Source organism: Leptospira wolbachii serovar Codice str. CDC (assembly GCF_000332515.2).
GTDB classification, from domain to species: Bacteria; Spirochaetota; Leptospiria; order Leptospirales; family Leptospiraceae; genus Leptospira_A; species Leptospira_A wolbachii.
In genome coordinates, this window is record NZ_AOGZ02000014.1 from 794,592 (window position 1) to 806,704 (window position 12,113).

General features: G+C 40.0%; 9 protein-coding genes. 7 read left to right on the plus strand and 2 right to left on the minus strand.

Features of this window, described 5'->3' with window-relative positions; genetic code table 11:
• Nucleotides 1-49: 49 nt before the first annotated feature.
• Both LEP1GSC195_RS09190 and LEP1GSC195_RS09195 read right to left on the minus strand, forming a co-directional pair.
• Entirely contained in the window at nucleotides 50-823 is a 774-nt protein-coding gene (locus tag LEP1GSC195_RS09190; protein ID WP_015682607.1) for a hypothetical protein, read from the minus strand.
• A gap of 1 nt (nucleotide 824) precedes the next feature.
• Entirely contained in the window at nucleotides 825-2,024 is a 1,200-nt protein-coding gene (locus LEP1GSC195_RS09195) for an LBF_1011 family protein (RefSeq protein ID WP_015682468.1), read from the minus strand.
• Nucleotides 2,025-2,072: 48 nt separating this feature from the next.
• On the opposite strand from LEP1GSC195_RS09195, the gene LEP1GSC195_RS09200 reads away from it, so the two are divergent.
• The 7 genes from LEP1GSC195_RS09200 to LEP1GSC195_RS09230 all read left to right on the plus strand — a co-directional run bounded on the left by LEP1GSC195_RS09200 (nucleotide 2,073) and on the right by LEP1GSC195_RS09230 (nucleotide 12,110).
• Nucleotides 2,073-4,340: a lytic transglycosylase domain-containing protein gene (locus LEP1GSC195_RS09200; protein ID WP_015681783.1), complete on the plus strand. Its 2,268-nt coding sequence runs from the start codon at nucleotides 2,073-2,075 to the stop codon at nucleotides 4,338-4,340.
• Nucleotides 4,341-4,408: 68 nt separating this feature from the next.
• Nucleotides 4,409-5,698, plus strand: a complete 1,290-nt coding sequence (locus tag LEP1GSC195_RS09205) for a citrate synthase (RefSeq protein WP_015681197.1) — start codon at nucleotides 4,409-4,411, stop codon at nucleotides 5,696-5,698.
• Between the two features lie 27 nt (nucleotides 5,699-5,725).
• Nucleotides 5,726-7,690 carry a 7TM diverse intracellular signaling domain-containing protein gene (locus LEP1GSC195_RS09210; RefSeq protein WP_015680558.1) on the plus strand — a complete coding sequence of 655 codons (1,965 nt, stop codon included), beginning with the start codon at nucleotides 5,726-5,728 and terminating at the stop codon, nucleotides 7,688-7,690.
• Nucleotides 7,687-8,520 (plus strand): class I SAM-dependent methyltransferase, encoded by an 834-nt coding sequence (locus LEP1GSC195_RS09215; protein WP_015682802.1) that lies wholly within the window; start codon nucleotides 7,687-7,689, stop codon nucleotides 8,518-8,520. The genes LEP1GSC195_RS09210 and LEP1GSC195_RS09215 overlap by 4 nt, the downstream gene beginning before the upstream one ends.
• 21 nt (nucleotides 8,521-8,541) lie before the next feature.
• On the plus strand, nucleotides 8,542-9,375 hold the full coding sequence (locus LEP1GSC195_RS09220) for a TrmH family RNA methyltransferase (protein ID WP_015681995.1): 834 nt from the start codon (nucleotides 8,542-8,544) through the stop codon (nucleotides 9,373-9,375).
• Nucleotides 9,372-10,439, plus strand: coding sequence for a glycosyl transferase family 1 (locus tag LEP1GSC195_RS09225; RefSeq protein ID WP_015681479.1), 1,068 nt, complete (start codon nucleotides 9,372-9,374; stop codon nucleotides 10,437-10,439). The genes LEP1GSC195_RS09220 and LEP1GSC195_RS09225 overlap by 4 nt, the downstream gene beginning before the upstream one ends.
• On the plus strand, nucleotides 10,440-12,110 hold the full coding sequence (locus tag LEP1GSC195_RS09230; protein ID WP_015681844.1) for a DUF342 domain-containing protein: 1,671 nt from the start codon (nucleotides 10,440-10,442) through the stop codon (nucleotides 12,108-12,110).
• Nucleotides 12,111-12,113 lie beyond the last annotated feature (3 nt).

The window sequence follows — 12,113 nt, forward strand, 5'->3', positions numbered from 1 at the left end:
TGTGATTTTTCACAGTGTCCTCGTTCCCCCTGGGAATGAAAAGGTTTTTTTAGCCTCGAAAAGACGGGAGTCGAATCAAATCGCAAGCCTCTTCTGCAAATTCCTGAAATTCACGAAGCCCTTCCATGATCGAACGACCTTCCAAAACTGTGGCCTTTTCAAACCTAGGATTGAATTTAATCGGTTCTTCCATGTTCATAATCACATTATTCCCATCTTTGATGTCTTTATTCACCGCAGTGAGGAAATCTCGGAATTTACCAAGGGTTTCGAAAGATTCAGCGATGAAGATTCGGGACTGTTTGTTTTTCATCCGAGAGAGCTGCTCACGAAACTCTTGTTTGTCGGCAGCTGCATATTCTTCGACAGTCTCCACCAATATCTTCATGTTTCGTCGCAAGTTCTCCATATACTTAAGAACAGAATCCCTTTCCGTCGCATGTGAATAATCAAATTTAATATGACCATCCCCAAGGATCGGAATATATTCTAAATCGATAATATTCACAAGCGTTCCGATTTGATTGATTTCGCTATCATTCGAATTGGGTGATATTTTCATTACTGGATATTGAGATATAACTTTATGTTTGAGGTTTTCTGGATTTTCCTCTCTGGTTTTTGCGTTACGCATCGTCTGTTCTAAGTTATCTGGTATTCCTTCAGGGGAAACCTCTTGCATACGGCGTCTATAACGTTCTATATCAAAGGCTACACGTTCCTTTTGCAGATCATTTTTTGCATTTCTTTCAATTTTCTCCAAATTCCTTAGCATTTTCTGCAATTTGGAGAGTTCCATAATCTGTTCTTGAGTAAGTGGCATCTTATACCCAACCTTCCGGAATACTTACAGATTCACCAGACGCAACGAGCGTTCTTTCAATGGAAGAACCTAGAATCTCATCACCAGTAACTTTTAATACTCGAAAGTACAAATTGAGAGCCAAAGGCAAATACTTAAGTCGGCCGGCTTTTTTATAAAAGCTTAGAAACTTGTCATTTTCCTTTTTAACAAAAGCGATAGAAGCCAATTGTAAATTGACAAAATAAGAATACGGTTTAAGAAGTAATTCGTTTTTCAAATCATCTTCGTAACGGATTCCTTCATTTCGAAAGCGAACTACCGTTTCTACAAACGGATCCATTTCATGAGACAATTCATATCCAAATCCGTTGTTAACAGTCCAATCTCCGTGAAGACTAGTTTCTAAATCTTCCCTGTAACTTAAAAAAGTTTCTTCAGAAAAGTATCGCTTCGCATAACGTAAAGCAGGAAAGGCTGGAATTTTTCCAAGAGAAACCGAGCGAAATTTTTGTTTTTCCCAATCTTCCCATTCCTCATAAAAACCTATTAGGAACTTCCAAAATCGAAATGTTTCGTCACCGTTAAACCATCCCATTTCAATCGCATGAAATAGAACTCCAGAGATCTGCCAATGGGAATCGAGAGTTACCGCATCGGTGAGAGTTTTGAAATTTAAGGTTTCCCTGTTTCCTCGGACATATTCAACTAACGTATGCAATATGGAATTTTCATAAGGCAGTTCAGAAAATTCCCAACCAAGTAAATACAAAAACCTACGATTATCATCAGTTTGACCAAAGAATTCTTTGGTTTTTACGACCCAATTGCGAAACTCTGCAATTTGACCTGAATACAAAAGCCCAAATCCGATAAGCTCCCAATCCTCTCTTTCCATCTCTTCAAACTCTCGGTTTTGGCAAAGTTTCCAAATTTTGTCTAAAGACTGGCTCGGGAACGGCGAAGGGGTGGTAAGTTGCGGGTCTCGGAACCGATTGGCGACTTCATTTTCCCCCAAAAAGGAACAAAGGCTGAACCCTCCAGAAAAATCGGTCGATAAATAGTAGAGATAGTTTGCAAAACGAGACTGATTGCCAGAAAAGAAGGCACGTAAACTAGGCCAGAGTTCGGAAAGTGTGGCCGTTTTAGGAAGTTCGGGCCTTTTGTGGAATTCGATACGATATTCCGGCCATTGCAGTTTGTATTCTGTTTGTAAGCTCATAAGGAGAGGAACCTTCCCTCTCTAAATTCGTAATCATAGGAAGTATGCATGAGGCATTTTTGGTTAGCAAGTAGAATTCTTCTCTTTTTCACAACATCCCTATTTGCGGAAACTGACCTTCAATATCTAATCAAATCCCACCAGTGGGGGCAAATCGAAAACCATTTTAGAAATACAAATCCTTCTCGCGAAAGTGAAGTGTATAGCCTTATCGAATTTCACGAAAAATCACCTAACGGGGACAAGGAGAAACGATTTCGGTATTTGATTTCTCTCGTGCGCGGCGTTTTTGTCGCAGAATCTTCGGAAGAAGAAGTAAGAAAAATCCTTACACAAACTATGCCCTTTCAAACCACTCTATTCAAACTGAGTTATTGGAAGTTATACACAGAAATTACCCAAAGAAACTACCTTACCCCTGCCGAAAGAATCCAATTTCTAAACCGATTGAACTTAGAAGAGGATCCCATTTGTCGCCGCCTCTTGGATGAACTGGTACGCCTCCTTGCTGCAAACAACCAATGGAAAGAGATTTTAGATAAAATTAACTCCATCCAAGAATCCCACAGAAGATACCTCCTCACGGGGGACACACAATATAGATACGGAAAAGCAAAACTCATATTAGGTGATGAAAAGGCAGCTGTAGAAGAATGGATCAATCTTCTACAAAGAGAAGGACTTTCTGATTCCACAGTGCAGATGGTTGCTGCTGATTGGTCCAAATATAAAGGTTCGGGAAGTATTTTGCAACTGGCCCCATCCGAGATCACCCTTCTTCTTCCAGCAATCAGTCATAATGACAAAGAAGCATTGTTTCGCACTAGGCCCGAACTATTTTCCTCAAGACTTGCTTATTATGAAGGTTTCAAACACCTAACTTCTATTTTAACAAAAACAGGGAAAACAAACGAATTATTTAGAGTTTTACGTTCCAACAAAATCTTTGTGGATATGGATTCTTCATGGATCGTCTCCCTTGCCGATATTTTGTACCAACAAAACAAATTCCAAGCGGCCATTGAACTTTTAAAAACATTTCCAGGAAAAGATGCAGGATACTACCGAGTACTCACCGCATCTTACGACCGTTTGGGGGATAGGGAGTTGTATTTTGAAAATCTAATTTTGTATTTAGGAAAGTATCCCTTTAACCTTTTTTACCAAGACCGACTCATCGAATACCTTGTGGATCGAAAAGGGGAAAAATCAGACTACGCTCCTATTGCAAAATTTGAAAGAGCTCTTGCTGAAATTCCAAACCTCCCCGTTAAGGGCCGATTGGTCTATTGGTATTTACGTGCTTTGAAAGAAAATGGTGACATAGAAAAATTAAAAAAAGAACTCAAACGTTATTATGCCCTTTGCCCAGGCTCTTATTACACACGTGTGATCCGTGAAGAATTTTTATCCATCATCAAAGAATCAAACAAACCAGACAATCCCACGTATAACAAAGAGTATCTTTTTGAATACCTTTCTTATACTGCAGGAATTCCGGAAGAATCCTATGCCATCCTGGGCCGCAATTTAGGATTTGTGTATCCGAAAGATTCTTATGAATTAGGAAATAAACTCGGAGGGATGAGCTCAAGGATCCAAGGACATAAACTTTTGAATCTTGCCAAAGAATACTTCCGCGTCGGAGAAGATAGTTTGGGCCTAAGTCTTGTCAACTTTCACGTAAAAAGGGAGAATCTTTCCGAAGAAGAAAAGGATGAGATTTTAGTAGGTATCGGCGACCTAACTTATAACACATATTATACTGCGTTTCATACCAGGTCATTACTAAAAAGACATTTTATCCCCGATGATCCCATCCTTCTCCCAACGTCTATTTCTGTCCGGATCTATCCTAGACCTCACCAAAGTATTGTCTCTCGTTACGCCAATGAAAACGATATCTCTGAAGATAAGGTCTATGCTCTCATGCGACAAGAATCCTTTTTTAAGGAAACGGCTACCTCGAGGTCCAACGCGCGGGGCCTCATGCAAATTATGCCAGCCACAGGTCGGGAGTTGGCATCCCGGATGGGGGTCACCTCCTACTCCCTCTACGATCCGGAAACCTCCATCCGGTTGGGGACAAAATTTTTAGCCTATCTTTTGAAGTCCAACGGGAATGAATTAAAATGGGCATCGATTGCCTACAACGGTGGACCTGGAAATTTGCGAAAATGGAAGAAGTCCGTTTACTCCGGTGATTTTAACCATTTTTTAGAAGACCTTCCTTACAAAGAGTCAAGAGATTACTGTCGCATCGTGGTTTCGAACTTCTACGCTTATGACATCATGAAAAAATACCATAAGTTGTAAAAAATGGCTTTTCCCCACCCTTTCCTCTGTCTATCCTTTGAAATAGACAGAGATATACAGGAGAAGATATGTCCGAAAAGGCAATTCTGAAAGTGGATGGAAAAGAGTTCGAACTTCCGATTTTAGTAGGAAGTGAAAACGAGAAGGCAATTGATATTACTAAACTCCGCCAATTGTCCGGTTATGTTACGATTGATTCCGGTTATTTAAATACAGGTGCTTGCACCAGTGAGATTACCTTTCTCGATGGAGAACAAGGGATCCTACGTTACCGTGGAATTCCTATTGATGATTTAGCCGCTAAGTCTACTTTTACTGAAGTAGCTTATTTACTCATCTACGGCAAACTTCCAAACGACGCACAACTAAAAGAATGGAATACTTCCATTACTAATCATACAATGATCCATGAGGATCTCAAACGCCTGTTTAACGGTTTTCCAAAAGATGGACACCCGATGGCAATCATGTCTTGTATGATGGGATGTTTATCTACATACTACCAAGATAGTTATGATCCAATGAATGAGGAACACAGAGAAATCTCCATCATTCGACTCCTTGCAAAGTTCCCAACGATCGCCGCTTATGCGTATAAAAAATCCATAGGTCAACCTATCATCCACCCGCTCAACGAGTTAGATTATGCATCTAATTTTATGAACATGATGTTTGCGGTTCCTGCGGAAGATTACCACATCGATCCAGAAATTGTTTCTGCCTTGAATTTACTTCTCATCCTTCACGCAGACCACGAACAAAACTGTTCTACGTCTACTGTGCGTTTGGTGGGGTCATCTCTTGCCAACTTGTATGGTGCGATTTCTGCTGGAATCCTTGCACTATGGGGACCTCGTCACGGGGGAGCCAACCAAGAAGTATTGGAAATGTTGGAAGGAATTAAAAAAAGCGGACTCTCGGTTAAAAAAATCGTAGAACAAGCCAAAGATAAAAACTCCAGTTTCCGATTGAATGGATTTGGTCACCGAGTTTACAAAAATTTTGACCCTCGTGCCAAAATCATCAAAGTAGCTTGTGATAAAGTTCTAAACAAACTTGGGATCAAAGACCCACTTCTTGACATTGCTAAAGAATTGGAAGAAGCAGCACTAAACGATCCATACTTCGTAGAAAGAAAACTCTATCCAAACGTTGACTTCTACTCTGGGATCATCTACCGAGCTCTTGGAATTCCTACCAACATGTTTACAGTGATGTTTGCTATGGGAAGACTTCCGGGTTGGATTGCACAGTGGAAAGAGATGATTGAAGACCCAAGTTTAAAAATTGGTCGACCAAGACAAATTTACACTGGCCCACAAGAAATTTCTTACGAAACTGCAAAAAAACAGGCTTAAAACCTAAATGAAATAAGGACAGGGGTAATGATCAATGATCCCCTGTCCCAGACCTATAAATTGAAAAAAAAATCTCGGCAAAGAATCCTTTTTCTAATTTTACTCTCCTCTCTCTCTTTTACAAAGCCAATTCTTTCAGAAACACCAAGCGACATTGGGGAAAGAATCATCTACACTACAAAATTCACTTATTGGATAGATTCCACCTCTTCTGTTCCTATTGAATCTGTTTTAAAAATTGGAGAATTTACTAAAGTAACCGATGATTTTGTAAATTTTGGTTTTTTAAAAGGTACCCTTTGGTTAAAACTAGATCCCAAAGATTTTCCCGATCCCCTCAAATATCCATTACTTCTGGTCCAAGCACATAACATTGATTCTGTGGAACTATTTCACAAAAATGATGGGAATACTTATGTAGTGTCCAAGTCAGGTCATATCCAACCCGTATTCCAAAGAGAAATTCCGCATAGGAATTTTGTTTTTCGAATTGGACACGAAAAAGAAACCATTCTCATTGCCATTCGATCCGACATCTCTCTACAATTTGCTTTTGTTTTTACTAACCAAAGAAATCTCCAAAGAGAAGATTACATTACCCAATGGATCTACGGATTATTTTTTGGAAGTTTAGGAATCATCATTCTATATAATCTTGCAATTGCCTTTTTTGTAAGAGATAGAAATTATTTCTATTATATTGGCTATGTTTTGTTTTTTGGGCTCGGTCAACTTTCACTTTTGGGTTTTTGGGGGTATTTTTTTGTTCCTGATTCTTATTATTGGAAACGAATTGGTATCCCTGCTTTCTTTAGTATCTGCCTTTTTTTCTTTGTTTTATTCACGTCCCATTTTTTAAAACTGAAAGCCCGAATTCCGAAAGTGGCTCGCTTCTATCAAGTTTTGGGAATTTTATCCCTACTAAATGCCGCAGTCGCTTTGTTTGGTGGAATTTCACAATCATCCATCGGAGTGAGTTGGCTTTCAGTTTTGATCTGCATCAGTTTACTGATTGTTCTTGTCTGGGGAATTTGGAGGCGAATTCGCTCCTTTTATTATTTTGCTATCGCCTTTGTATTACTACTTCTTACATGCATTGTCTATGGGTTACTCAAATTTGGGATCCTTCCTTCCAATCCATTTTTAGAAGAGATGTTATTTCCTATCGCATCTCTTGCCGACATTACTTTGTTTGCATTCGCCTTGGCAGACCGAATCCAATTGTTACGCCAAGAAAAAGATATGGCCCTTGCCCAAGTCACAAGCCTTAGAAAAGAAAGAAAAATCTCTAGGGACATTCTCATGCAGTCCCTTCCGAAAACCATTCCCAATGTAACGAACTTACAAATCCAAATTTATATCTTACCGATGAAAGACGTGGGTGGTGACTTTTATGAATACTTCTCGCCCAATCCTTATGAAATAGGCATTGTGCTTTGCGATGTTTCTGGACATGGAATTCCGGCCTCCCTCATTTCTGCCATGGGGAAAGTGGCCTTCACCACCCAAAAGGATAATATCTCCTCCCCCAAACAAGTTTTAGAAGGCATGAACCGCGTGTTATACGGGAACTGCAATCCTCAGTATGTAACAGCCTCTTATGTTTATCTCAATACATCTACAAAGGTATGGCGGTTTGGACGTGCAGGCCACCCCAGTGCTTATCTCCAGAGAGCCAGTGGTGAGATCATCAAAGTCCATCCCAAAGGAAAAATCATTGGAGTCTTTCCCGAAATTCAAATCGAAGAAATTACCTACAGAGTCGAGCCCAAGGACAGAATCCTTATTCTAAGTGATGGAGTTTTGGAATGTTTTAATCCAGAAGGAAAAATGTATGGGGAATCTGGATTATTGGAATTTTTACATACCAACCGGGAACTGCCCAACCATCTATTCAAAGTCAAACTCATCCAGGATTTAGAGTCGTTTTCTAAAGCCGAAATAAAAGAGTGGGACGACGACCTAACGTTTATTTTTCTGGAATTGGTATGACAAAAAGTTACGAACTCTTGGATTCAGGTGATTTATCCAAATTGGAAATTGTAGGTGGTTACAAACTCCATCGTTCTTCCCCTACTTCTGCTTATGGAAAAGCAACTCCTGAAATTTGGAACGACCTCCATGCACAGTACATCAAAAATGATTCCGGTGCCGGACATTGGAATTTTCTTAAGAAAGTTCCAGAAAGTTTTACCATAGAATTTTCTAACTTAACCTTCAAAATCAAACTCACTCCTTTTGGTCACATTGGCCTCTTCCCAGAACAAGAAACCAATTGGAACCGCATCCGAGAGATTGGTAAAAAGAAACAAGGCCTCGAAGTCTTAAACCTATTTGCTTATTCGGGTGGATCCACTCTTGCCTGTTTGGATGCCGGAATGAGTGTCTGCCATGTGGATGCATCCAAAGGAATGGTGGACTGGGCTAGGGAAAATGCAAAACTCTCCGGACTCGATTCGAAACCAGTCCGTTGGATTGTGGATGATGTAATGAAATTTATCCGTAGGGAAATCAAACGGGGGAAAAAATACCAAGGCCTCATTCTTGACCCACCGAGTTTTGGTCGTGGTTCCAAAGGAGAAGTTTGGAAGATTGAAGAGAACTTATCGGAACTTATGGATGCCCTTATGGAACTATCAGATTCCAAACCAGAATTTGTGATTCTCAGTTGTCATAGCCAAGGATTTAGTCCCCTAACATTAGAAAGGATCTTGTCTTCCAGAATCAAAACCAAAGGGATCTACCAAACATCGGAGTTATTCATTCCGGAAAGATCGGGAAAAAAATACCCGGCTGGATTTTGTACTTTCTTCACCAAATAAAAAACATTTTTTGTAAGCCCCATGCCAAACAGAAGACAATACATCACTAGTTTTTCCAATCCAAAGGTCAAATGGGTAGCGGGACTCAAAGAAAAAAGAAACCGAGATGAAGAAAAGAAATTCTTTATCGAAGGGTATCGGGAAATCAAAAAAGCAATCGCAAGTAACCCTACGTCACCTATCCCTTGTTTACCGGTCAGCATTACAAGTTTATTTATCTCTCCTGAATGTTTTTTAGGCGAAAACGAAGAACAATTGATCCAGTCAGTCCATTGTCCCGTCTTCGAACTTCCTCGTAAAATTTTTGAAAAAATTTCTTACAGAGATAGGCCCGATGGACTCATTGCCGTGGCGGAAACACCCGATGCCACAGTCCCTTGGGAAAAAATTAAATCGTTGGATACTAATCCCATCCTTATCATTGAAGGTGTAGAAAAACCAGGAAACCTAGGTACTATTTTACGAACTGCAGAAGGTGCTGGAGTGGGCCTTGTGATTGTCACCGATCCTAGAATTGATCTTTTTAATCCCAACGTAGTTCGTGCCAGTACCGGAACCATCTTTACTTTACCAGTTTATATTGGAGAATTAAAAGAAGTCCTTACCAAGTTTCATAACCAAGGATACAAACGTTATGCCGTTACACCGGAAGGAAAAACATTGTATACATCTATCAATATGAAAGAGAAATCCGTATTTCTTTTTGGAAGTGAACAATACGGCCTAAGTAATGATGCCAAGGAACTTTCTGATGACACTCTCCACTTACCCATGTTCGGAGAAGCAGATTCACTCAACCTAGCCATGTCGTGCGGAATCGTTTTATACGAATCCATCCGACAAAGAAACAAATGAAAATTTATTTTTATATTTCTGGCCATGGGTTTGGACATATCAGTCGCTCTGGAAATATCATCAAACGTCTACTGCAGTCAGAGTTTATCGAAGAAATTCATTTAGTAAGCACAAGAATTTCCTTTTTAGGTTTTACCCATACCAAATTAAAGACACGAGATCTTAAACTGGATGTCGGCGTTTCGCAAAAAAACTCTCTCTCCATTGATTTACAAACGACGAAAGAAGAACTAAAGGACTTTGAAAAAAACAAAAACCAACTTTTAAAAGAAGAAACAGAATACTGCAAAAAAAATGGAATCTCAATCATCCTAACCGATAGTTCTTCTTTTCCCATCACCATTGCTTTAGAAACAGGAATCCAAAGTATATTTCTCGGTAACTTTACTTGGGATTTTATTTATAAAAATTATGCCAAAGACGATTCCTATTTTGGGAATTTAAGTGAGCAGTTGCAGGTGGAATATGGCTTTGCCACAGAAGCACTCATTTTACCTTTTTCTTGCCCCATGCCTACTTTCTTAGACTCAACTAACATCGGTCTTGTGGGAAGAAAACCTACCCTTTCCAAATTACAAGCCAGACAAAAATTTGGATTTAAAGACGATACTACTTATATTCTTTTATCCTTTGGAGCTTACGGTTTGGAAGGGACCCTGCTACAAACAAAAAACCTCAACCCATCCATCCAGTTAGTTGCTTATGGAGTGCCGGGAATTCAAACAGAGGGAATCTTGGTGCCGGAAGTTTCTCACTATCCCGATCTCGTAGCAGCTGCAGATTATGTTTGCACAAAACCAGGATACGGAATTCTCGCAGAATGTTATTATGCAAAAACTCCGATTCTTTACACGGATCGTGGTGATTTTGCTGAATATCTTTATTTGGTCAATGCGCTCGATCTTTACTTTCGGTCGGCTTATATCGATCTCACCCGAATAATTTCTTGTCAATTTGAGGAAGTGCTGACTCTAATTAATACAATCGACTCTATGACTCCCAAGTTAGAACTAAAAACGAATGGAGAGGAAGACGTTGTTTCTCACTTATTAGAATACAATTAAATGCCAGGCCCAGACTCCTATACAGATAGAATCCTCCAAGATTTAGAAGCGAACGAAAACGGTTACTTCCAAATCGAAAATTCCGCTGGCAAAGCTATATTAAAAATCACTAAACCTGGCCCCAAAGGAAAAAAAGTAGATTACAAAGACGTATTAGCACGGGTCCAACTCTTTGGTGTTGAAGGTTATAACTCAGAACAAATCAAAAGAGCCGTAGCTTTAGCGGAGAACAAACCTGTAGAAATTGGAACCTGGTCCAAAGGCGATCCGATAGGCTCGTATGCGGACATTACAATCTCCGAAGATCTTATGGAAGCCAAAATGGTTCTCCATCCACCCAAACATGGGGGAGCACTTCTCAGCGAATACCAGTTACGCGAACAGATAGCTTCCGTTGGAATCTCTGTTGGGATTATTGATTCAGTGATTCAAAACCAGGTAAAAAATCCAGATTTTTTTGTTCCCTATACGATCGCCAAAGGGTATCCACCGATTCCTGGAAAGGATGGAGAAATTAAAATTTACTTTAGGTCAGACAACAAACCTCAGTTAGAAGAGGACGAACATGGACGTATTGATTATAAAAACATTGGAGTCATCCAATCTGTCAAACCAGAGGATCTGATTGCCGAACGAATCCCTCCCAAAAAAGGCGAGTTTGGGAAAACCGTCAACGGATCCATGATCCCTTACCAAGAAGAAAAAACAGTCGATTGGAATCTGGGACCAAACGTGGAACTGAGAGGGGACAAACTGTACGCTAAAATCGCAGGCCGACCCGTTCTATCGACAGCATGGGAAATCAAAGTGGATGAAGTGATCCAACTAGAAGCCGTTGACTATTCCACGGGCAATATTGATTTTCCTGGAACCATCATCGTAGAAGAAAAGATTGGAGATGGCTTTTCCTTAACCACAAGCGGAAGTATCATCATCCGAAATTCTGTAGGTAAGGCATTTCTCAAAGCTAAAGGTGATATTGTTTTATCGGGCGGGTTTATGGGAAGGGGCGAAGGTTATATAGAATCTGAAGGAAATATCTACGCCAAATTTGTGGAACAAGGAAAACTCACAGCCCAAGGGAGTATCTTTGTGGAAGAAGCAGTCATGCATTCCGAACTTTCTGCCAAAGATTTTATCCGCGTTGTAGGAGGCCGGGGAGAAGTCATTGGAGGAACAGTCATTGCTGGAAACTCTCTCACCTGTGCCAAACTCGGTGCCGTAGTGGAAACCAAAACCAAAGTGGCAATTGGAACTCCACCGGAGTTACTTGATGAACTCAATCGGATGAAAAAGGAAATTGCAGACAAAGAAATCACTCTTCACAAAGTCCAACTAACACTTACAAAACTTGTAGAAAAAAGTCAGAAAAAAGATCTGACACTCGAAGAAAAAGAAACCATCACCAAACTAAAAGATGCAAACGAAAAATTCACAAAAGTTTTAGAAGCACAAACCAAACAATTCGAAACTGCCCTTGGCTCTTACGAGCCAAATCCAGAAGCCTATGTGGATGTGGAAAGAGAAGTATTTCCGGGTGTAGACCTAAGTTTTGGTGCTGGAAAAAACTACCGCATGGGAATCAATTCCCTGATAGGGAAAACTCATTTTTATTTAGGAACTGACGGTAGCATTCAAACTGACAGAACCGTTATCAGAAAGGAAGACTAAAAG

Coding starts and splice junctions, on each gene's coding strand:
- LEP1GSC195_RS09190 (WP_015682607.1), bottom strand. CDS start 823: ATGCCACTTACTCAAGAACAGATTATGGAACTCTCCAAATTGCAGAAA.
- LEP1GSC195_RS09195 (WP_015682468.1), bottom strand. CDS start 2,024: ATGAGCTTACAAACAGAATACAAACTGCAATGGCCGGAATATCGTATC.
- LEP1GSC195_RS09200 (WP_015681783.1), top strand. CDS start 2,073: ATGAGGCATTTTTGGTTAGCAAGTAGAATTCTTCTCTTTTTCACAACA.
- LEP1GSC195_RS09205 (WP_015681197.1), top strand. CDS start 4,409: ATGTCCGAAAAGGCAATTCTGAAAGTGGATGGAAAAGAGTTCGAACTT.
- LEP1GSC195_RS09210 (WP_015680558.1), top strand. CDS start 5,726: ATGATCAATGATCCCCTGTCCCAGACCTATAAATTGAAAAAAAAATCT.
- LEP1GSC195_RS09215 (WP_015682802.1), top strand. CDS start 7,687: ATGACAAAAAGTTACGAACTCTTGGATTCAGGTGATTTATCCAAATTG.
- LEP1GSC195_RS09220 (WP_015681995.1), top strand. CDS start 8,542: ATGCCAAACAGAAGACAATACATCACTAGTTTTTCCAATCCAAAGGTC.
- LEP1GSC195_RS09225 (WP_015681479.1), top strand. CDS start 9,372: ATGAAAATTTATTTTTATATTTCTGGCCATGGGTTTGGACATATCAGT.
- LEP1GSC195_RS09230 (WP_015681844.1), top strand. CDS start 10,440: ATGCCAGGCCCAGACTCCTATACAGATAGAATCCTCCAAGATTTAGAA.